We start from the raw sequence: 22,134 nt of genomic DNA on the forward strand, positions 1-22,134 counted from the left end.
CCAAAAAGAGAGGACTGGCTTTTCCAATCCTCTTTTTCTATTTATTTGCGTCTTAACTCATTATCTATTTGCTGTGAAATTTGTCCTTTAACGGTTCTGATTACCTCATTAATATAATCAAGAATTGGCTTAGGGTCTATAGTTTTATCTTTGTATTCCATTTGAAAATGTAAGTGTTCTCCTGTGCTGCGCCCGGTACTTCCACTAATGCCTATTGGTTGCCCAGCTTCAACAGCTTGTTTCGCATTTACAAGCACACTGTATAAATGCCCATAGATAGAAGTAAAATCACCATGACGCACTTCTACATAATTGCCCAACCCTTTATTTTTTCCTGTTTTTACAACCATTCCCGGCATTATCGAATAAACATAGTCGTTGTTGCCTTTAAGGTCTATCCCTCTATGATTTGCTATTTTTCCAGTAAATGGGTCTTTTCTTTTACCATAATGGGAAGTTATCACCATTGAATCAATGGGCAAAGATAAATACCTTCTTTGCTTCCAGTATGCAAGTCGTTCTGTAGTCAAAGCATCATTGACGACAACAGCCTTTTCTTTTTCTTCTATCAATTTATTTTCTGTCGTTGCTAATACAGGTTCCGCTTTAGGAATATCCTTTTTCTGTAATACCGTATTAAACTGACAGTAGCCATTCACTGAAAAAAACAATGAATAAGTAAAAAACATGATAAATTTATTCTTCATATTGATATTTTTATTACTTTTGAGCAAAAATATACATTACATGGATAAAAAGCAAGCTATTTTTAATGAAAATGATATTCCATATAAAGAATTAGAACTAATAGGAATATCAAAAAAACAGATATGGTCTTTGGATAAGGCAAATATCACAGCTCTATTATCTGGAAAGAGAACCAGTTTACTAGACCTTTCTTTTCACGATAATAATGGAGAAGAAATAAGTATGAAAGGAAAAATAAGTTTGTACTGGAAAGATAGCAACAATGCTGGCGTTAAAGTTCATCCAGTCAGACCAGAAATAATGAATGATATAAACCTTAAACCAAAGGAGTTAGAACGACTTCAAGATAACGAGATAATAACAAAAACTATTAACAATGAAAAATATCTCGTACAATTAGACCCTGAAACAAACGAATTGCTTAAAACAAAAATCAAAAGTATTTCAATACCTTCAAACATAAAAGGTGTTGAGCTGGATAAGCAACAAAAGGAAACTCTAAAATCAGGTAAGGAATTAATTTTGAATGTTGACAAAGAAAAAATTGCCATAAGATTAGATTTAAATAATCCAAGAGGAATAAAATTCCTAGACTTCGAGCAGAAACAGAAAATAGCTTATGACCGGCATAACCCACAAATTATAGGAACTATTCATACTGATAAAAACAGAAATGAATATATAGAATACATGAAAGGACAAAAAACAACACTTGGAAATGAATCGCAATCTAAAGTAGAACATAAATTCAAATTATAAAATGGAAGAAAAGAAAAAATTTGAAGCTTTGCAATATAGTTATGAAAATGCCGGACAATTCCGAGCAATAGCAGCAATTCTTGGATATTCAGAAGAATATCGGAATGGTGATATTACCTTTTCCAAAGGTAATGAAACATATACTTATCCACTGAATACACTTAAACTTGGCAATTTAGGAGATAATAGAGAATCTTTATTAGAGCAATCTAAAGAAAGAATAATCAGTTTCTTTGATAAAGAACAAGCTAGCAATAATTTCCAAGAATATAGCCAATATTTACGAGAAAACCACAATGTTGCAATTATAAAATGGGATGATATAAAACAAGGTACTAACAAGAATGAAGGATATAAAGACGGATTTACAGTCATTGACCTTGAAAATAAAATTGCATATAAAGGAGAAGACCTTTATCGATATGCTTATGAACAAAACCAAACCCTAGATGGTAAAGGTTCATATGTTGATATAGACTGGAACAAGTTTAATGAAGTAGGAGTTAAACCGGAAAATTTAAGCCCCGAAGATATTGCAAACATCAAAAATGGGAAAAAAACAGGTATGCTAAATTTTTCCATTGAAGATACTCCCGGTAATAGAACACTTCTAGACAATGAAAAAGTGTCTTATAAAACAGAAAATGGAAAACTCCATTTTGAGGGGAAAGCAACAACTCTTAAATATATAACAGCCGAGAATACACCTGAAAATAAATCTAAATTAAAAACCAACGAAATTGATTTCAAAGAAGAAGGTAAACGCATCAAAATTGATGGTATCAATGCTAGAAAACTAGCAATCGCAGCTATTACAGTAGTTTACCCAATCGCTGGGATTGCTATCTTGCTCATTCCTAAACGACAAGAAATAAAAAATGATTTATCCTTTACTAAGGATGAAATAAAAGCCCTAAAAGCTGATAATGTCGTAGTAAAGACTAATTCAAAAGGAGAAAGAACATTGCACCAACGTGACAAAGATACTAATGAGATAGTATCAATAAAAGCAAAAGACATTCATATTCCCCAAAAACTTGGAGGAATAGAGCTTACTCCTATGCAGCAAGAAAATCTCAAAAATGGAAAAGAAATTACCATTGTAAACGAGGAACTAAACAAAGCTGCAAAAGTAAAACTAGATTTGAATGCCAGAAATGGATTATCAATCAAAGATGCAAATACTATAGAAATTAAAGCGACTGAAAAGAAAGAACAAACAATAGGGAAAGAAAGATATATATCTGATAAAGAAAGATTAGAGTTTGTAGCCCAAAAAGGAGCTAAAGGGATTGATGAAATTTTTAAAGATAAACCCACCGAAATGGCTGCCTTTTTAGAGAAACATAAACTTTCTAAAGATTATGCTTCTTACAAGGAAGTAGAAAAAACATATTCCAGCTCTAGGGAAGCTACTAAACAAACTGTCGGAGAACAAATATCTACCCAAATGGATAAAATAGATAGTTCTATTAAAGCAACAGCGAAGCAAGAAGCATCTATTCTCGGATATGGTAGAACCTACGGAAAAAATAATGATACTCCAACAATGAAACTATAATATTATGCTAACATTTGACGATTATAAGGCTAAAATATCCATCATTCAAATACTTGAAGATTTAGGATATAAACAAGACATTAGCAAAGGAAAGGTTTCGCCTGTTTTTAAACTGACAGACGGAGCAGGTAACAAGTTGGATGAAATCATCATCAAGAATCCTCATAGTGTACAAGAACACTACTATGATAGGAATTATAAAGGTGGAGATTTAATTCAGTTCATCAAAAATCATATTAACGACTTCCCACAATTCCAACATCAAAATACATTTGTGCGAATCAATATGATTTTAGGACATTACGCAAATGAGCCTTATAGTCCTAAATATGAAGCATTCAAAGTTGTAAAAGCAGAAAACAAATCTTTTGACAGAGATAGATATAAAGAATTTCCTACTACACTCGCTGATTTAAGATTTCTCACAAATGAAAGAAATATAAATCATCAAGTCGTAGAAAAGTTTCTACCATTTATCACAAGGGTTAAAGACTTACAAGGAAACGGCAATTATTATAATATAGGTTTTCCCTATATTAATCCAAAAGATAAAGACAACAAAGTAACAAATTACGAATTAAGAAACTATGGATTCAAAGGAATGGCTGCCGGAGGTGATAAAAGTAACTCGCTTTGGATTGCTGATTTTTGCCCACACCCCCAAATGGCAAAACATATATACTTTGCAGAATCCGCTTTAGATGCTATGAGCTTCTATCAGCTCAATGCTAACAAAATCAAATTAGAAGAAAGTGTTTTTTGTAGTGTAGGAGGGTACATTTCAGTTAATCAAATAAAAAACACTTTATTGCGATACCCACAAGCTAAAGTACATACCTGTTTTGATAATGATTTAAACGGTAATTTGTATGACATTAAAGTGTCTGGAATCATTAGTAATACAGAAATGACAATAAAAGAAAATAAAGATGATGTGCTGTTTAAAACTAAGGGTAGAGAATTCACTATTAACAAAAATGACGTTTCACTAGAAAGTTTTAGGGAAAAAAGCAAAATAATAGCTCCTATGATTTCTCATAAAGCAGAAAAAGCAAAAGATTTCAATGAAATTCTAATGAAACAACATGAACAAAAAAAAAGTATTAAGTTATGAATGATGGAACAAACATAGCTTCTGATGATATTATATTAAAGCCTAAATTCCGATATTGGTTAATGAAGAATTTCCTTTTAATCACATTAGCGATTTTCGTATTCATTTTTAGTAAATATATAAGAGAACATGAATTATTAAAATTTATCAGTGGAACGATATTAGTATTGTTGATATTTATAATTTTCTACAGATATATTTCAATGTTACTTTGTACAAAATGGATTATAACTAGAGAGCAAATAAAAATATATCAAGGAGTGCTTTCAAAAAGGATTAACTACATAGAATTATATCGTGTATATGATTATGAAGAAAAGCAAAGTTTTATCCAGTCTTTAATAAACAACACCAATATCTACATTTATTCTGGCGATAAATCAACACCAGAACTACTGATGAATGGTCTTAAAGCTAATAGTGATATAATTCAAACCATCAGAAATAGAGTAGAAGAACAAAAAAAGAAAAAAGGAATATATGAATTTACAAACAGATAATGATATGAAAAGAGTGCTTTTATTTTTTTCCCTAATGTTACTGTTAGGCAACATAAAAGGACTAGCACAATCTATTGTCATTGACCCGGTAATGATTGGAACATTGGTTTATTCCCATCAGGAGCAACAAGGTGTATTGAAAGACATACAAAGTGAGGAAACAAAAATCCGCAACTTTCAAATTTTAATCCAACAAAAAATGAATCAAATTCAATCCTTACAGGAGAAGACATACAACTATCTTTCTACAGTTAATGCAGTTGTGAAAAATGGAAAAGATATTATTTATGCTTCAACCTTAGCTAGAGACATAGCTAAATACCAATCCGAAGCAGCTAAATATGCAGTTGGAGACCCTAAATTATTAACCATAATTGCAAAAACAGAGTATGAGCTTATCAGTCGAAGTGTAGATTTAATGATATACATAAACAATATAGCATTGCAAGGCGGTGAAAAAAATCTTATGGATAATAAGCAAAGGATAGATTTATGTATTCATGTGGTCAATGAACTTAGACGAATGCGAGGACTTGCATACGCTGTATGCCGACAAATGAAATCCGCTAAAAGGGCTGGAGTACTAAAAACACTTGTACCCGGACAATTTAAATATGTAAATAGTGGGAAACAAAAAGTAGATAATATTTTAAACGGTATTAAATGGATTAGTAAAGGAGGATATTAAATGGATAATGATACAATCAAAGATTTAGGCTTATGCCCTATTTGCCAGAAAGGACACATAATGAAAGGCAGTTTAGGATATTCCTGTAATTACTTCAAAAACATGAATGACAAATGTACATTTAATATTTATCATTCATATTGGGGAAAAGAGATTACAGAAGAAATAGCCAGGCAATTAATAACAACAGGGAAAACAGATATATTTCATGACTTCCATAATAAAAAAGGAGTTCCTTTTTCTGCATATCTGACTATCGAAAATGGAATCGTTATTCCTTCTTTCGTAAATGAAGTATTAGAAACTCCGTGTCCTGTGTGTGGTAGAGAAATTGAAATTTTACTAAATGGATATGCTTGTAAAGGGTATTCACAAAAGGACAAGGACAACAACAGAGTTTGTAACCTCTATATACCCAAAACTATTGCACAAAGAGAAATACCATTGGAAGCAGCAGAAATACTTGCCAGAGGAAAAAAAACACCGTTTATGACTGGATTTAAATCAAGAGAAGGAAATGATTTTTCTTCACGGCTGGTTCTAACAGAGAACTTAGATATTTCTTTTGACAATACATTGTGTAAGTGTCCTAAGTGTGGAGGAAACTTATATATAAACAAAAAAGCCTATAATTGTTCCAACTATAGAAATGAAGCCATAAAATGTGATTTTGTCATTTGGCGTGAAATGTCAGGACGTTCTATAACTCCCGAAGAAGCAATAGAACTTTGCGAGAAAAAAGAAACACCTGTGTTAACTGGATTTCATGATAAAAACGGGCAACCGATGGAAAGAAAGCTTGTACTGAACGATGATTTTAAAATAAAACTAATATGAAAATAGAATTTATAATTTATAGCCATTTTTTTAAAGAGAGAGGAATGAAGGTAAAGGGTGATTGGAATTTTCCGCATCTTCCAAGGATAGGCGAAGAAATTTCACCTCACATTATAATGTTTCAGAATGAATTTACCTATCAAAATTTATTAGAATATCTAACAGATGAAGCTAAAAGTGATTTTAATAAATTCAATGATGGTGAAGATGATTTAGAAGGGAATTTTAAAGCATGGGTATATGATGTTATCTGTGAGGTCAATATAGTTGAATCAATACATTATAGACCAGATACAGAAGACTATACCCAAATTATTCCTGAAATTTGTTTAAGTGATTTAAGTAATTAAATATTATTGATATGCAAATGAATAAGACTGATTTAATCAAAATGGTTGCTGAAAAGGCAAATAAACCAACAAAAGAAGTAGCAGAAATAATTGATAGTTTTTTCAAAGAATTATCTCAAAATCTAAGAGAAAAAGATGTTTCTATAAAAGATTTTGGTACTTTCAAAAAGATTATTCAGCCAGCTCGGATAGCTAGAAATCCGGCAACTGGAGAACCTGTAGAAGTTCCAGAAAAGGAAGTTGTTAAATTTAAGCCGTCCAAAAATATACTAAACATGAAATGGCTATGATAGAAATAAACATCCATATTCCTATAGATGGTGTGAACAATATTTCTATACCAATCCAATTACCTGTAGTTCCAAGGGTTGGAGAAAAGATTTATCTATCTGACAAACAAATAAATAATTTGATAAGTCTATTAGAAGAAGAATATTACCACAATCCACAAACAGAAGAATGGAAAGAATCAATAAGACGGTTCACCAATATTGAGGAAGTAGCATATAATGCTGCAAATGGAACGATACACATTGAATTATCAACTATTTAAAAGAAACAATATGAAAAAGTATTTATCATTAGTAATGATTGGTTTAAGCCTTATGTTGTCTGGATGCAATAAAGACGATAACAACGACCCTGATACTCCACCTACAGGAGATACAGGAAAAGTACGTTATGAAGCTACCGTAAGCGACCCAGAAAATTTCAAACTTCTAATACATTATACAGTAGGAGTAGATATTTCTTCCGAAGCTCCCGAAGAAGCTGCCAAAGAAACTATTGTAGAAAGTCCATTCACATTTGAGCAAGAAGCCAAACAAGGAACATATTTATGGCTATCTGCCTACCCTATACCTAAAGATGAAGAAAACCTTGAAAATTTACAGCTACCTAAGACAGTCGAAGTAAAAATTTTTATTGATGATAAGCTGCATAAGTCTAACAGTGGTGAAAATTATGCAATGGTTCAACATATATTCGGACAGGAAAATTACCAGTAGAATTGATACCTTTTCTGCCTGCACTGGAGAGAAACCGGGAAGGTATTTGATACCGTACTTTTCCGGGTTCTGCCCGGCATGGACGATAAGAGAACATTATTATGATACCAAAAAATAAAAACCAATACCACTCTCACTGCATAAAAGAGTGGTATTTTCATTTGAATTAATAAAATGAAAGACCAAAAAAGATTATTACACAAGTGCCTATTAGAAGACATTCCAGCTTTTGTAATATGCGGAACAGATATTTGTTCCGTCCAAGCAATGGAAGCATATTACCAGATAGCAGTAGAAAAAGGTTGCAATAGCAATTTTTTAGAAGACTTGAAATTAGCTATAGAAGATTTCAAGGCTTTTCAATGTGAGGAACCTGAAAAAGTTAAAATACCCGATTAAATCATGGAAGAAAGCAAAGAATTACAAAAACTATATGGATTCATGCAAGCATTCATTTATATAACTGTTTGCATAGAGATTCTACTATTTGTTCATTTTCCCTTTAGTGAACAAATTATGCCCTTATTATCAAAAATGGCAAAAATTCCTATCTATTCTAATATTCTTTATAGTAAACTATTTACATTCTTTATTATAATGGTTACTTGCATTGGAACACGTTCAAAAAAGGATTTAGAATTAGACCCGACTAAACAAATCATTTTTCCTTTAATCTTTGGATTCATAATGTTCTTTGGAAGTATATGCTTTCTTTTCTTTAAAGAAAAAGGAGAAACTAGTTTAGAATGGTATAATATAGCTTACATTATACTATCAATAATTGGAGCGACATTAATAAATTCAGCTCTAGATAACATTTCCAAACGTATTAAATCAAACTTTATGAAAGATAGATTTAATATAGAGAATGAAAGCTTTGAACAATCTAAAGACAAGGTAGAAACAGAATTCTCTGTCAATATTCCGATGAAGTTTTTCTACAATAGAAAGTGGCATAATGGGTGGCTGAATATATGTAACTGTTTTCGTGGAACTTTCGTAATAGGAACGCCTGGAAGTGGTAAATCTTTTTCTGTTATAAATTCTTTTATAAGACAACATTCAGCTAAAGGATTTGCAGAAGTTGTTTACGACTTCAAATTTCCTGAACTTGCCAAAATTGCATATTATAATTATCAAAAGAACAAGCAATTAGGAAAAATACCAAGTAATTTCAAGTTCAATGTCATTAATTTTTCTGATATTGAATATAGTAGAAGAATAAACCCATTGAAACGAGAATATATAGAAATCCTAGCAGATGCAACAGAAACGGCAGAAGCATTATATGAGAGTTTACAAAAAGGCGACAAAGGAAGTGGAGGTAATAGCGATTTTTTTAAAACATCAGCAGTAAACTTGTTAGCAGCTTCTATTTATTTTTGGTCTAGATACGAGAATGGCAAATATTCAGATTTACCGCATGTACTGGCTTTCCTTAATCAAGAATATGACGTACTTTTTAAAGTCCTCTTTTCCGAACCTGAATTAAAATCACTAGTTTCCCCATTTGAAGCTGCATATAAATCAGGAGCAGTGGACCAATTAGAAGGACAGATGGCAAGTCTAAAAGTACAGTTATCAAGACTGGCTACTAAAGAATCTTTTTGGGTATTTAGTGGCAATGATTTCAATTTAAAAGTATCAGATAAAAAAGACCCTAGTTATCTTATCATTGCAAATAACCCTAAAACACAAAGCATGAATAGTGCTTTAAATGCACTTATCATTAACCGATTAACTAGACTTGTCAATACAAAAGGTAACTACCCTACTTCAATCATAGTAGATGAATGTCCCACATTATATTTTTATCAACTTGCAACACTACTTTCTACTGCACGTAGCAATAAGGTTTCAATTTGTTTGGGATTACAGGAACTACCGCAATTAGAAGAACAATACGGCAAAGCTACCGCAAAAACTATAACTTCTATTATAGGTAACACTTTATCCGGGCAAGCTAAAGCTCCTGAAACTTTAGATTGGCTACAAAAACTATTTGGAAAAGTTAAGCAAGTAAAAGAAGGTGTTACTATCAGAAGAAACGAAACAACAATTAATATGAATGAACAAATGGATTTTGTTATCCCGGCATCCAAAATATCTTCATTACAAGCTGGTACATTAGTAGGGCAAGTTGCATTAGATTTTGGACAAGAAGATAATTTTCCAACAGCGATGTACCATTGCAAAACCAATTTAGATTTAAAAAAAATTAAGAAAGAAGAAGAAGCCTACAAAGAACTGCCAAAAGTATATAACTTTGGGACAGCAGATAATAGAGAGAAATTACTGCAAAAAAACTTTAAGAGAATATACGACGAAGTAGAAACAGTAATAGAACAATATGTATAACATTACATTACCAATTTTAGGCACAAGGTTAAAGCAAATCCGAGAGCATATAGGATATTCCCAAGCTCAATTAGCAGAACAGCTGAACTGTAAACAAAATGCGATTTCAAATCTTGAACTAGGAAAAGGGGGCAGCCTAAAACTTTTATTTCAAGTGCTGAATTTTTATTCTAACTATGTTTTTATAGATTTAATATTTAGTGAAAAGTTTTATCTGATTTCTAATACAGAAGAAGATGAAGCGCAAAAAGCCAATTATAATTCTGTTATAATAGAAATTATAAGACAATCAGAAAAAAACTATGAGGATGCTATGTCAAACGCTAAAAAAGAGCTAGAAGCTAATCTTCAAAAAGCCATCAATTTATTACAGCCCTAATAAAATAAAAGAGAGTACAAAATACTCTCTTTTATTTTCCAATATTACTTTAAAGAATTTGTGATACCTATTCTTTTGGAGTTCTGGCACTGATGGGCGTATATAGCATGATGAAATGATACCGAATTATCGTCCCTGGTACACCCTGAAGAACTCCTTTTTGATACCAAATACAAAAAGCTGCTGGAAGCCGGACACAAAGAATTGATACCATAAAACTATAGGGAAAAAGAAGAAGGACAAAATGCCATATTATATATAAATAATATGAATATGTGATTAATATCCTTCACTCCCCGAAACCCAGAAAGAGCAACACGAGAATCTTCTTTTCCCTATGTCCATTTCATAAAAATGATACCAGTATAATAACAAATACTTATAATATGAAAAGAGAGCATCCAAATACATACCTTTTAACAATACAATCGAAATCAATCTATCCTATCTAATTCTATTATAGCTACTTTCTCTTTATCTGGACTTGCTTCATTTTGTATAAGAGTTATATGTTTTTGGGTATAGCTTTTAATAACCCAAGGAGCACCACCTAAATATAAAGCATTGCTATTAAATATGATATATTTTCCTTCTATTTTGTAAGTAATATCAATTTCATCGTAACTTTCCCAATTTACTTTCCCCGATTGAGTATCTATAAATTGCATACCTACTCCCATATTGGGAACTACCCAAGCATCACAACGACCTGTACCACGCCATGAGGTTTGATATAGTTTTTGGGGAGTAAGTTCTCCTATTTGTACCTCTGGATTTTTATCATCACAACTTGTAAAACTTATGTTTACTAAAAATAATGCCCAAAGCATTAATAAGCAAGATTGTTTAAAATAATGTACCATGTATTAAAATAGATTATATTAATATAAATACCAGACTTCAAAATTACAATCCTATAATTGTGTATAGATTTGCTAATGTTGCTATTGAAATCTGTTTTTCTACTAAATTAGAAGCCCATGAACTAAGACCATATACTTCCAGCAAACTCTCATCTCTTTCATCTGCAAAAAATGAAAAACAGAGTTTGGTAGTTGGGTCGTATAAATATTCCATATTAGTTGCCTCATGATAGTACTTACAGAAACCTTTTTCATTGAAGTTCTCCAAAACCATACATAGCGGAGAACGCATTTGAGGATTAATACGCTTTCTAGTATTATAACTTATCTGAATATCAGAGCTGAAATACCTTGATATTTCTGCCGATATAATTTGGGCTTTTTTGATAAAAACATTATCATCTTCATTTTGCCTTAATTCCGCATCCGTAGCATTACTTTTACTCAATACTATTTGGTCACCCTGTCTTGTTGTTAACACAGCAGCTACATCATATAAACTTTCTCCCGAAGCAGATGTCTTTGTCAATACTCTTGCAATCGTAATAGACGGAGTATAAAGTCTTGTAACAGGAAGAAGAATTTCCTTAGAAGTATCATCAAAACGTCTTTGAAAGTTTCTTTCCAGTACAAAATCCGACATTGGATATAATCCTTCTTCTATTAAATCAATCACTGTATGATTTTTTGAATCATTTAATGATTTTCTCCAAGATTGCAAGTTTATATTTATGTCTTTAAGTGCCATTGTAGTATTCACTACACCTGTTTCATCTTGAATACCACCCAATGTTTTTACACGTATAAATATATCTTGTCTTTTGTAAACTGTAGAATCAAAAGTACCATCCTTTCCATTAAATCCGAACGACCCATTAAGTGAATCACCTTTATATACAAGTGAAGCATTAATATTTTTCTCTAAGGATTTAGTTTTCTGTTCAACATTCGTATTTGAATCCGCATTACCCATATATTGCGCAAAAGCTCTTCCACCTGTATAATAACCAACAACAACAAAATCTCCATATGAATCAATGATAGATGATATAGGAGAGGTATATAAATTATTAATAAAAGACCTTCTTAAAAACTGCCTTGCAAACACTTTATTAGAACCATTGGAACTTAACAAGGTAAATTTGCCATGAGCAAACAATATATTCATTTCCCCATAAGCTTGTTCTTTTGATTCATTAATAAAAGTTCTAAATGTTTCGGTTGTCGTTTTCTTTTTCCCTATAGAAAAAAATCCTAGATTTAAAGAAAATCCACTTTTCACAGTTTTACTTATTGATGAAAAATGCGTATAATTATTAAAATCATAATAAGCAAACGATGACTGGTCGTTCCAGTTAGGATAATTTTCATCAATATATGATTCATCATATTCTTTTAGAGATTCAATATCAAGTATGGAATGCGTAAAGTTATCAAAATCACTTGGTATATAATTCCCCTTAAGCAATTTATAACCATAACCTAGATATTTATCAGTTCCCCCAATCATCTCACCACTTCTTGTCAACTCTTCATCAAAAGAAGGTTGTCCTGTAATAACATCTGGAAGAGATGGATTACGTTCTTGAAGAATCACATCATCACATGAATAATCAGTTTCAACCACTGTATTTTGCTGTGCGCATAAGTTCAAATCCTCTGAACAAGCTATAAACAATGGAGCTATAACAGATAAAATTATTATATATAATATTGATTTCATAATCTTTTCTTATTGCAGATTATTATTAGATAAACTTTTCATATATTCTTCTAAAGGAATTGTTACTATTTCGTCTGGTTTTGCCTTTGATGTAGTATTTATTATTCCATACCAAGAACCTTTAAATTTAACTTCTCTATCATTAGCCTCATTTCCATTACGATAAGTCATAGTAATAGTATAGTCAGCCTTTACACTATATTTCTTTAAATAAGTCGTTACTTTAATTAAAGATGGCTCATCAACTTCTACCGGAATAGTCACCGATAATGTTTTAGGTATCTCATACGTTGTGGAAGTATAAGGAGCTCTAGGCAAAAATATTGTTGAATCAGGCATTTCCCCACTACTAAAATTGCCAGGGGCAATAAATTGCCCGGCTATTATTGCAGGACGTAAAAACATTTGTTCTTCATTTGCCATTGGAATTTTCAAAGCTCCTTTTTCTGTATAACAAGAAGTATCTTTTACATCTTTTTTTGCATAAATTGTAATATTTGATGGTCCAGCAACTGCTCCTGTCTGACCATTTGAATACACAACAACAGGGTCTAATTCCGTCACTACAGCTTTAGGTTCAAATGCTATTTCTTTTACTTTAAATTTATCCTGAAACTCTAATAGAAACTCTTGCTGTGGTTGCTTATTATATTTTGCATACCCTACCTGCCCATTACTCTTTACTTCTATAGAATAATTAAACACACTCCAAGGATTATTGGGGTCTGCCGTTCCTAAATATGTCTGATTTTCAATATTAAAATATCCTTTATATGTTGATGGTATAAGGTCCCAACTTCCAGAACTTATATCTTCCGAGTCCCAAACAAAAACAAGTTTATTGTTTGGGTCATTGTTATATTGACCACAAACCAATGGCTTATTATAAGACTTTGAATAAATCAAATATGGTATTCCACTACTAGGTGGCAAAATCTTTAAATAGAATTTTGAAGAACTATAAGCTGAAAGTATCAATTCTTTTCTCATTCCTTGAGTAGAAAGATAAGGCTGTCCAACCACTCCACCTCCTCTGACTTTCAACGCAAAAGGAAGCTCTCTAACAGCATACATATTTGATGAATAAAATTCATCTGTCTCAGGATAATAAGAATAAGATTTCGTTTCTGGCTTTTTTTTAAACTCATCTATATTAGAAAACAGACTCACAGAGTCAGCAACAGAGATAGCTCTTGACTGGATTGAACTTTCTGATGTTTCCGAAAAATCATATAAAAGTTCAGAACTTTTTTCACAAGAGACAAGACCAATAGTCATTGCTCCTACCAATAATTGACTTACGCCCCAAAAAGAATAGAATTTTTTTTTCATAAATATAGTTTTAAAATTATGTCCTTAGAAACAAATACACAATAGAGTTCACGTAGATTTACTTTCTGACGCACGCGAATACGCCACATATACAAAAGGACGAAGAGAAAACAAATCCATGATGCCAAAAACTTTTAGGTAAATATATAAATAGCTCTTACAGCATATTACGTTAAGAGCTATTTATCCCAAAAAGTCAGTTATATTTTACTTAATTTCCCGAAAGACTTAGCCAAAGACGAACTGTTCTTTTAGCCTTATTCTGTTCTCCTTCTAGAATCTTTGCATCACCTTTCTTATAGCTTATTTTTAATTGAGAATCAGTCTGTATAGCATCATATAGAGGAAGCAAAAAGAAATTATCTTCATCTAAAAGTTTTTCCATTATTAACGGAATAATATTTTTACCCATCGCTTGCATTTCTTTAAACTGTGGTAATGTTGTATAAGCGAGAGTACTTGAACTATATTTAGTTTGTGGATTTATTGAAATTTCTTCGTTCCATGAATTAAACAAATCGTTAAACTTAGTCTTTACCTCACAATTAATATTTGCAGCTTTATCAATGACAGCTTGTTTTTCTGCATCAGAAAGTTCAATATCTTCTTGTGCTATCTGTTTTGCAAGTTCCTTTATCTCCGACATATCAGTCTTTGTTCTACTCTCGATAAAAGAAACCAAAATTCTACCATACAAAGTGCCAGATAGCTCACTCCTTTTATGGGTAATACGCAAATAACGCCCAAGTTTTGACTCCCAAGTACCGCTACTATATACAACACTTCCATGAGTCATATCTATACTACTTGTTCCCCAACCATCAACAGTAGCATTGCTACCTTCTGTACTAGTCTGTTCATAATTACAAGACGAACCATATAAAGTTTTAGCATTTTTATACTGTTCTATAAAATCATTGTAAAAAGATTCTGGGTCAATCCATTTGTTAGTTATCCCCATAGAATAAGCAATACAATTATATGTACCTGTTGCTTCTCCTGTTACAGAAATATTATTTACATCTAAATTTGGGAAATCCTTTTTAAGATTATCCTTTTCCGCTTGTGTAGGAACCCTTCTCATAGAAGCAGCTCTAGTAGTAAGTTCGTTTGGATTGGCATTATCCTCCACAGAACCAATCTCTTCGTTTTGCTGACAAGCAATAAGACTAAAAGAGAAACCTAATAAAATTAAAATTTGTTTTCTCATAAAACGATATTTTTAAGTTAGTAATTATTCAGCAAATGCATTTGCATATCGCAAATATACAATACAAATTGTATATAATATAAGAATTATATTGTTTTTTCCACTGTTAATGCTTAAAAACATAATATATTTGCTATTTTTGCAATATACAATCTAAATTATACTAATATGGAAAAAACTTATCATTCATTAAAAGACTTTGAACTATCCTATGGGAAAAATGCTATTGAGAGAGCAAATGATTTCCAGCAGTACATTGAGCAACTAAATGATTTCGGATGTAAAAGCTATTGGATAACTTCACATACAGGTATCGGTTCAACAATGGCAATTGAAGGCTTCAACGAACCTGTTATTGCATTTATTTCTAATGATTATTTAGGTATGTCACAAAGAGAAGAAACTAAACAAGCAGGTATAGATGCTATAAAAAAATATGGAACAGGTGCTTGCGCTGCACAAGTAATAGGTGGTTATCTCGACATACACCAACAGCTAGAGAAAGAAATAGCTTCTTTTGTAGGACAAGAAGAAGCTATTTTATTTTCTTCCGGATTTGGAGCAAATGCCGGAATACTAAGAGCCTTATTGGGTCAAAATGATATTGCATTGATAGACCCTTATATCCACACAAGCGCAATGGCTGGACTAAAAGGAACAAATATAACCTCAAATACTTCTGAAACAGTTGATTTTTCTATTAGAAAAATTCCGTCAAAAGCTTCTTCTATTTCAGTTTTTAGGCACATCGAATCAAATCGAATCTTATTACAATTTTTTAATTCCGTACTTCTGTTCATTAGTAAACAGCATTCTTTTCCTCCAAATTCTTGCATAATAAATTCAACAGAATCCGACTCTGGAAAATCAAGTGGAAATTTATCAACCCTAAAGCCAAATTGATAATCATTATCAGGATACAATGCCGCAGTTTCTCCACGTAGATTAGTTATTGCAAATGCTTTATATTTTTCTCCAAAAGTCATCGAAAGTCTTTGCCCCATTGGATAACAACTAATAAATCCATCAAAATCTACCGGAGTTTTTTGAATGTGAGCATTGTGGGCAACCAAAATAATCTTTTTACCAAGTGAATTTTTCAAAAACCAATCAATGCTTTCTGCCATATACTGGTCTTTTGCTCCCATATCTCCTTCAATTCCCCTTTCAGTAATGAAACTTTCCATAGCATCAGCATTATAATTCATATAAATCAAGCCTTTAACTTGATGAACTATCGATTGAAATTCTAAACTTTCTAATTTTGGTTGAAGAGTAATCAAACGAATGTAAACTTTTAATAGCAATGCTTTTAATTCATTATGTTCAGCTTCATCAAAAAGCGATAAATTTAACGCAAGCTGAGAAGTCGAATAGAAATCAAATTTCTCAGCAAGATTTAAAATCTTCTGTAAGACATCAGAAGAAACGATTGAAAGTCTTTGCAAATAATCAGATACAATACGAAAGTTTGGAAAATAAGAACCTCCATTTTTAGGAATATCCACACCTAAAAAGGTAATTTGATTATTATTGTCTTGATTATACCGACGAAGCCATAGCAAAGTATCTTTAAACTCATTTGGATAATAAAAGTGTGACAGTAACTTATCCAAATCGTCGAATGGAATTTGTGATTTTATCCACTTATCAACTTCTAATCCTTCAGAAAAACCAAACTCAAATGCCAAGGTGTCAAAATCACATTCAGTTACTAAAAACTCAATAACTTGATGCCTGAATGTAAAAAACTCTTTTATGAAATGTGCGTTTTCGCCTAAACCAACAATTGTAGAAGAATCAAAATATTCTCGAAATCGAAAAAGACTTTGTTTTATGGATGTATTATTTTCCGAATTAAACGGAAAAGTTAAGGGTTTTATATTTTTCATTATTACCTTATTTTAAATTAAAAATTAACGTACCAAATAGCAACCGTCTCAAAAAGACGATTTAATAATTTACTTTAATTTTTAATTACCAAGGCTTGCTGAAATACATAAAATGTGAATTATTTGAATACAAAGATACTAAAAATTCCTTCACATAACATCGCATTGGCAAAATGGCAGGTTAAGTGCTAAATTGAAAGTTTCTGCATTTTATTCCGCCGAATGTGTTCCACATTCGCTTTTTATTTGTAAGTTAGCTCTGTGGAAACACATCGGCTACGTTCTCGCTAAATTGAACTTTTTGTCCAATTTATCCGCCACTTCGCCAATGCGTTTCCCGTTATGTGCCATTTTTGAATGACAATGCGAATAGATACAGACAAACAAATGAATTTACTTAGTGATAAGAACGTTGCAATAATTGGTGGTGGACCCGTTGGACTGACTATGGCAAAATTATTACAGCAAAACGGCATAGACGTTTCAGTTTACGAAAGAGACAACGACCGAGAGGCAAGAATTTTTGGTGGAACCCTTGACCTACACAAAGGTTCAGGTCAGGAAGCAATGAAAAAAGCGGGATTGTTACAAACTTATTATGACTTAGCCTTACCAATGGGTGTAAATATTGCTGATGAAAAAGGCAATATTTTATCCACAAAAAATGTAAAGCCCGAAAATCGATTTGACAATCCTGAAATAAACAGAAATGACTTAAGGGCTATCTTGTTGAATAGTTTAGAAAACGACACGGTTATTTGGGATAGAAAACTTGTTATGCTTGAACCTGGTAAGAAGAAGTGGACACTAACTTTTGAGAATAAACCGAGTGAAACAGCAGATTTGGTTATTCTTGCCAATGGCGGGATGTCCAAGGTAAGAAAATTTGTTACCGACACGGAAGTTGAAGAAACAGGTACTTTCAATATACAAGCCGATATTCATCAACCAGAGATAAACTGTCCTGGATTTTTTCAGCTATGCAATGGAAACCGGCTAATGGCATCTCACCAAGGTAATTTATTATTTGCTAACCCCAATAATAATGGTGCATTGCATTTTGGAATAAGTTTTAAAACACCTGATGAATGGAAAAACCAAACGCAGGTAGATTTTCAAAACAGAAATAGTGTCGTTGATTTTCTTCTGAAAGAATTTTCCGATTGGGACGAACGCTACAAAGAATTGATTCATACGACGTTGTCATTTGTAGGATTGGCTACACGGATATTTCCTTTAGAAAAGCCTTGGAAAAGCAAGCGCCCATTACCCATAACAATGATTGGGGATGCCGCACATTTGATGCCGCCTTTTGCAGGGCAGGGAGTAAATAGTGGGTTGGTGGATGCCTTGATATTGTCTGATAATCTAGCCGATGGAAAATTTAATAGCATTGAAGAGGCTGTTAAAAATTATGAACAGCAAATGTTTATCTATGGCAAAGAAGCACAAGAAGAATCAACTCAAAACGAAATTGAAATGTTTAAACCCGACTTTACGTTTCAGCAATTGTTAAATGTATAAAATGGAATAAAACGGCACATAACAAACAAATTGGCAATAGAGCCGGTGAAGTACTTCTATTGAACTTTTGTGCAATGTTGAAGATTAGTAATTCTATTCAACATTTGTGCTAAAAGTCGGCTCCATCGCCAATTTGCCAAACGTTATATGCCATATTACACCAAAACTCGTCTGAATTATACAAAATGAACTATGTTTAACTTTTTTAAACCTAAACCAAAAAATCAAATTGAAATGGAAGTTTCGGGAATAAATCCTGAAACAAACAATGAATTTCTATTCTATAATTTTATCGAAAATACACCAAACTATATTCTTGAACCTTGGCTAAAAAAAGCAAAACAAGTTGGTTATAAAGTAAAACCTCAATACGAACAAGCGATTTTGCAAAAATTGAAATTCAATCAATTTAAAAATCCTCATACATTCCCTGAGTACTTTGAAAATAAATTTGATTTTATTGCTATTGACTTTGAGACAGCAAATAACAGTAGATTAAGTGCTTGTGCAATCGGATTATGCTTCGTGAAAAATGACACAATAGTTTATTCGACAAAACACTATATAAATCCACCAAAATCAGAAAAGTTTTTAAAAACTCATACTTCAATACACGGAATTTCATATGAAGATGTAGAATTTTCCCTTAATTTTCAAGAATTATGGGAAGACGAACTTTCTAAATATCTTTCATCTAATTTATTAATTTTTCATAATGCGAGTATGGACTTGAGTGTTTTGAAAAATCTATCTGATTCTCCGCAAACACACCTAATATTTTTAGTATATTAGCGCTCAAAAAGCAGGGATTATGAACATATTCAGTTTTACGGCTCATTTCGGTTCGGAGGAAGATTGTCGTTTGCATTTCAAGGAGCAGCGTGATAAGGAAGGGGTTGTCTGCAAGCGATGCGGGGGCACTTCCCATTATTGGTTACAGGGTAAATGGAGTTATGAATGCAAAGGTTGCCGTTTCCGCACCTCGTTGCGCAGCGGTACGATCATGGAGAGCTCCAAGCTGCCGTTTCTGGTGTGGTACAAAACGATGTTCCTGATGAGTTGCACAAAAAAGGGATTCTCCACCAACGAACTCCAGAAGCAATTAGGATTGAAGCGTTACGAACCGGTATGGGCGATGGTACACAAACTCCGCAGGGCGATGGGCAACCGGGATGCAAGGTATACACTGGAAGGGATGATAGAACTGGATGAGGGTTACTTTTCGGTGGCCAGTAAGGAAATCGAGCGAGGCAAGGGTACACGTGGCCGGGGAGCCGAGGGAAAGCAGAACGTTGCGGTGATGGCCGAAAGCACCCCGTTGGAAGATATCGAAACGGGCAAAAAGGAGAAGCATGTGCGTTATTTCAAGGCCAGGGTACTGGATAGCCATCAAAGTGAAGGAATCAACGGCGTGGTCAGGGACTGCATGGAGGATGATGCCATCGTATTTTCGGACAAAAGCACTTCTTACGTTGACATCTCCGATCTGGTGGAATTGCACGTCACCGAGAAATCAGACGCCAAAACCACCAAGGAAACACTCAAATGGGTGCATATCGCAATCAGTAATGCAAAACGGACATTGCTGGGCAACTACCATAAAATCAAAAGGAAATACTTACAGTTGTATCTCAACGAGTTTATTTACAAATTAAACAGACGGTATTTTGGAGACAAACTCTTTGACAGACTAGTAATTGCGAATATAACAGGTGCATAAACGGATAATCAGAATCTTTAAACATCCTAATTAACTACCTGCGGATTTTAGGTATAAAACGAATTGGGCATAACGACCTAGAATATTTGGAGAAGGTACTAAAAGAAGTCAAAGGGCAATATCAAACTAAACTTGTAATAATAGATGGTGTATATTCCCAGGATGGGGATTTGTCTTTACTTCCGGAAATTATTACTCTTTGCAAGACTTATGAAACCATGCTGATGTTAGATGATGCACATGGAATAGGAGTAATGGGAGCCAATGGCAGAGGAACAGCTGAATACTATAACTGTTTAGGTCAAATTGATATTATTACTGGCACATTCAGCAAGTCATTTGGTTGCGTAGGGGGATTTGCAGCAGCTTCGAAGAAGATAATACAATACTTGAAATTTTATGCGGACAGCAATGTGTTTTCAGCAGCCCCTACCCCACAAGTCACAGCATCCATACTAAAAGCTTTAGAGATTATAAAAAAAGAACCACAAATAAGAACCAAACTTTGGGAAAATACGAACTATCTTAGAAAACGGTTGAAAGAAGAAGGGTTCGACATAGGAAAATCTGTTTCCCCTATTTTTCCTATTATGATAAGAGATAATAAAAAGGTTTACGAAATTGCTAAAATGTTGCAAGAAAAAGGTATCTTTACAATTGGAATTGTATATCCGGCTGTAAGAACCAAAGAAGCAAGATTAAGGGTCAGCGTTCTTGCCACGCATAAACTTGAACAATTAGAATCTTTAGTCAATACTCTTAATGATATAAATAAGAACATAAAAATAAAATAATAATGAAAGAAAGGAGAAAGCGAAGAAGTGCCAAAGACATAAAGGAAAGCATTATTAATGCGGCAACCCATTTAATTGAAACTGAAGGATTTTCTAATCTAACAGTTACAGGTATTATGCGACAAGCTGAAATTGAGCCTGTACAATTCTATAACAGATATGATGATTTGAATAAGTTCATTGACGAGTATGTAAAAAAATACGACTATTGGTTTAGCGATATTGTAAAATCACAAAAACAATCTAGTAACGATAAAGCACTATATATGAACATTCTTGTAGGTTTATTTCAATCTTTATCAGAAAATAAAATCATGCAAGAACTTCTAAAATGGGAACTAGCTAATAACAATGAAACTAGTCAACGTACCGCTCAACTACGGGAATTGCACACGTTACCTTTATGCCAAAAATTCTCAAACATATTCTCCAATACAGATATTGACATTGTAACTATATCTGCACTAATAATAGGAGGAATATATTATCTTATTTTGCATGATAAACTTTCAACTTTCAGTGAAATAGACTTAAAAAAAGAATCTGACAAACAAAAAGTTATTAAGGCTATAAGCAAATTGTCAGACATTTTATTTACGTTTATACCTTCTTCTATTACTAAAGAAAATATTGATATTATAATAAAAATGAGAGAAGATAATATTCCTGTAGAAAAAATAGCATATTATACAGGAATCCCTAAAGAAATTATTGTTTCTATCTAAAATATCCGTCCAATGAGGAAAAACCCATTGGACGGGTCTATAGCCTAACCAAAAATCTTTTGTTTCACAAAACGACCCTTTTTCTGTACT

General features: G+C 32.6%; 23 protein-coding genes and 2 pseudogenes. 19 read left to right on the top strand and 6 right to left on the bottom strand.

Annotated elements, in window-relative coordinates; genetic code table 11:
* Positions 1 to 41: 41 nt before the first annotated feature.
* Positions 42 to 707: a M23 family metallopeptidase gene (locus NBH01_RS24850; protein WP_007559149.1), complete on the bottom strand. Its 666-nt coding sequence runs from the start codon at positions 705 to 707 to the stop codon at positions 42 to 44.
* A 40-nt stretch (positions 708 to 747) separates the two neighbouring features.
* Between NBH01_RS24850 and NBH01_RS24855 the strand changes: the two genes are divergently transcribed.
* The 13 genes from NBH01_RS24855 to NBH01_RS24915 all read left to right on the top strand — a co-directional run bounded on the left by NBH01_RS24855 (position 748) and on the right by NBH01_RS24915 (position 10,261).
* Positions 748 to 1,467 (top strand): DUF4099 domain-containing protein, encoded by a 720-nt coding sequence (locus NBH01_RS24855; RefSeq protein ID WP_029425721.1) that lies wholly within the window; start codon positions 748 to 750, stop codon positions 1,465 to 1,467.
* A gap of 1 nt (position 1,468) precedes the next feature.
* The gene (locus NBH01_RS24860) at positions 1,469 to 3,028 is read left to right on the top strand and encodes a DUF3945 domain-containing protein (RefSeq protein ID WP_007559152.1); all 1,560 of its coding nucleotides are present in this window, start codon (positions 1,469 to 1,471) and stop codon (positions 3,026 to 3,028) included.
* Positions 3,029 to 3,032: 4 nt separating this feature from the next.
* Positions 3,033 to 4,142: a toprim domain-containing protein gene (locus tag NBH01_RS24865; protein ID WP_007559154.1), complete on the top strand. Its 1,110-nt coding sequence runs from the start codon at positions 3,033 to 3,035 to the stop codon at positions 4,140 to 4,142.
* Positions 4,139 to 4,642 (top strand): PH domain-containing protein, encoded by a 504-nt coding sequence (locus tag NBH01_RS24870; RefSeq protein ID WP_005647342.1) that lies wholly within the window; start codon positions 4,139 to 4,141, stop codon positions 4,640 to 4,642. The genes NBH01_RS24865 and NBH01_RS24870 overlap by 4 nt, the downstream gene beginning before the upstream one ends.
* Positions 4,623 to 5,330, top strand: coding sequence for a hypothetical protein (locus NBH01_RS24875; RefSeq protein ID WP_007559156.1), 708 nt, complete (start codon positions 4,623 to 4,625; stop codon positions 5,328 to 5,330). Before NBH01_RS24870 ends, NBH01_RS24875 begins: the two co-directional genes overlap by 20 nt.
* Positions 5,331 to 6,167: a topoisomerase C-terminal repeat-containing protein gene (locus NBH01_RS24880; protein WP_007559158.1), complete on the top strand. Its 837-nt coding sequence runs from the start codon at positions 5,331 to 5,333 to the stop codon at positions 6,165 to 6,167.
* Entirely contained in the window at positions 6,164 to 6,517 is a 354-nt protein-coding gene (locus tag NBH01_RS24885; RefSeq protein WP_004295339.1) for a hypothetical protein, read from the top strand. Before NBH01_RS24880 ends, NBH01_RS24885 begins: the two co-directional genes overlap by 4 nt.
* A gap of 11 nt (positions 6,518 to 6,528) precedes the next feature.
* Complete coding sequence (locus tag NBH01_RS24890; RefSeq protein ID WP_004295340.1) at positions 6,529 to 6,807, top strand: HU family DNA-binding protein; 279 nt, start codon at positions 6,529 to 6,531, stop codon at positions 6,805 to 6,807.
* Positions 6,798 to 7,070, top strand: a complete 273-nt coding sequence (locus NBH01_RS24895) for a hypothetical protein (RefSeq protein WP_004295341.1) — start codon at positions 6,798 to 6,800, stop codon at positions 7,068 to 7,070. Before NBH01_RS24890 ends, NBH01_RS24895 begins: the two co-directional genes overlap by 10 nt.
* 10 nt (positions 7,071 to 7,080) lie before the next feature.
* Positions 7,081 to 7,524 (top strand): hypothetical protein, encoded by a 444-nt coding sequence (locus NBH01_RS24900; RefSeq protein WP_007559162.1) that lies wholly within the window; start codon positions 7,081 to 7,083, stop codon positions 7,522 to 7,524.
* Positions 7,525 to 7,698: 174 nt separating this feature from the next.
* A complete protein-coding gene (locus NBH01_RS24905; RefSeq protein WP_004295344.1) occupies positions 7,699 to 7,923 on the top strand; it encodes a hypothetical protein in 225 nt (74 codons plus the stop codon).
* A 3-nt stretch (positions 7,924 to 7,926) separates the two neighbouring features.
* On the top strand, positions 7,927 to 9,882 hold the full coding sequence (locus tag NBH01_RS24910) for a type IV secretory system conjugative DNA transfer family protein (RefSeq protein WP_004295345.1): 1,956 nt from the start codon (positions 7,927 to 7,929) through the stop codon (positions 9,880 to 9,882).
* Complete coding sequence (locus tag NBH01_RS24915; protein ID WP_007559164.1) at positions 9,875 to 10,261, top strand: helix-turn-helix domain-containing protein; 387 nt, start codon at positions 9,875 to 9,877, stop codon at positions 10,259 to 10,261. The genes NBH01_RS24910 and NBH01_RS24915 overlap by 8 nt, the downstream gene beginning before the upstream one ends.
* A 434-nt stretch (positions 10,262 to 10,695) precedes the next feature.
* On the opposite strand, the gene NBH01_RS24920 is transcribed toward NBH01_RS24915, so the two are convergent.
* The 4 genes from NBH01_RS24920 to NBH01_RS24935 all read right to left on the bottom strand — a co-directional run bounded on the left by NBH01_RS24920 (position 10,696) and on the right by NBH01_RS24935 (position 15,389).
* Positions 10,696 to 11,124 carry a hypothetical protein gene (locus NBH01_RS24920; protein WP_005780925.1) on the bottom strand — a complete coding sequence of 143 codons (429 nt, stop codon included), beginning with the start codon at positions 11,122 to 11,124 and terminating at the stop codon, positions 10,696 to 10,698.
* A gap of 43 nt (positions 11,125 to 11,167) precedes the next feature.
* On the bottom strand, positions 11,168 to 12,847 hold the full coding sequence (locus tag NBH01_RS24925) for a BSAP5a family pore-forming toxin (protein ID WP_007559167.1): 1,680 nt from the start codon (positions 12,845 to 12,847) through the stop codon (positions 11,168 to 11,170).
* Positions 12,848 to 12,856: 9 nt separating this feature from the next.
* A complete protein-coding gene (locus NBH01_RS24930) occupies positions 12,857 to 14,179 on the bottom strand; it encodes a BSAP5b family pore-forming toxin (RefSeq protein ID WP_005647361.1) in 1,323 nt (440 codons plus the stop codon).
* Positions 14,180 to 14,390: 211 nt separating this feature from the next.
* Positions 14,391 to 15,389, bottom strand: coding sequence for a DUF7689 domain-containing protein (locus NBH01_RS24935; protein ID WP_004295351.1), 999 nt, complete (start codon positions 15,387 to 15,389; stop codon positions 14,391 to 14,393).
* Positions 15,390 to 15,557: 168 nt separating this feature from the next.
* Here NBH01_RS24935 and NBH01_RS24940 point away from each other — a divergent pair.
* A pseudogene (locus tag NBH01_RS24940) lies at positions 15,558 to 16,055 on the top strand (aminotransferase class I/II-fold pyridoxal phosphate-dependent enzyme); the annotation flags it as partial.
* Here NBH01_RS24940 and ere(D) read toward each other — a convergent pair.
* A complete protein-coding gene (ere(D), locus tag NBH01_RS24945) occupies positions 16,010 to 17,281 on the bottom strand; it encodes an EreD family erythromycin esterase (protein ID WP_250700345.1) in 1,272 nt (423 codons plus the stop codon). The pseudogene NBH01_RS24940 and the gene ere(D) sit on opposite strands and share 46 nt — an antisense overlap.
* A gap of 357 nt (positions 17,282 to 17,638) precedes the next feature.
* Between ere(D) and NBH01_RS24950 the strand changes: the two genes are divergently transcribed.
* The 5 genes and pseudogenes from NBH01_RS24950 to NBH01_RS24970 all read left to right on the top strand — a co-directional run bounded on the left by NBH01_RS24950 (position 17,639) and on the right by NBH01_RS24970 (position 22,044).
* Positions 17,639 to 18,805: a tetracycline-inactivating monooxygenase Tet(X2) gene (locus NBH01_RS24950; RefSeq protein ID WP_008651082.1), complete on the top strand. Its 1,167-nt coding sequence runs from the start codon at positions 17,639 to 17,641 to the stop codon at positions 18,803 to 18,805.
* A gap of 192 nt (positions 18,806 to 18,997) precedes the next feature.
* On the top strand, positions 18,998 to 19,597 hold the full coding sequence (locus NBH01_RS24955; protein WP_050427871.1) for an exonuclease domain-containing protein: 600 nt from the start codon (positions 18,998 to 19,000) through the stop codon (positions 19,595 to 19,597).
* Between the two features lie 19 nt (positions 19,598 to 19,616).
* Positions 19,617 to 20,525 (top strand): IS1595-like element ISBbi1 family transposase, encoded by a 909-nt coding sequence (locus tag NBH01_RS24960; protein ID WP_005807145.1) that lies wholly within the window; start codon positions 19,617 to 19,619, stop codon positions 20,523 to 20,525.
* 38 nt (positions 20,526 to 20,563) lie between these two features.
* Positions 20,564 to 21,319: pseudogene (locus tag NBH01_RS24965) on the top strand (aminotransferase class I/II-fold pyridoxal phosphate-dependent enzyme); the annotation flags it as partial.
* A gap of 2 nt (positions 21,320 to 21,321) precedes the next feature.
* Complete coding sequence (locus NBH01_RS24970) at positions 21,322 to 22,044, top strand: TetR/AcrR family transcriptional regulator (RefSeq protein WP_007559082.1); 723 nt, start codon at positions 21,322 to 21,324, stop codon at positions 22,042 to 22,044.
* The last annotated feature ends 90 nt before the right edge of the window (positions 22,045 to 22,134 follow it).

This window comes from Bacteroides sp. B1-V-101, from assembly GCF_023656585.1.
Classification (GTDB): Bacteria; Bacteroidota; Bacteroidia; order Bacteroidales; family Bacteroidaceae; genus Bacteroides; species Bacteroides thetaiotaomicron.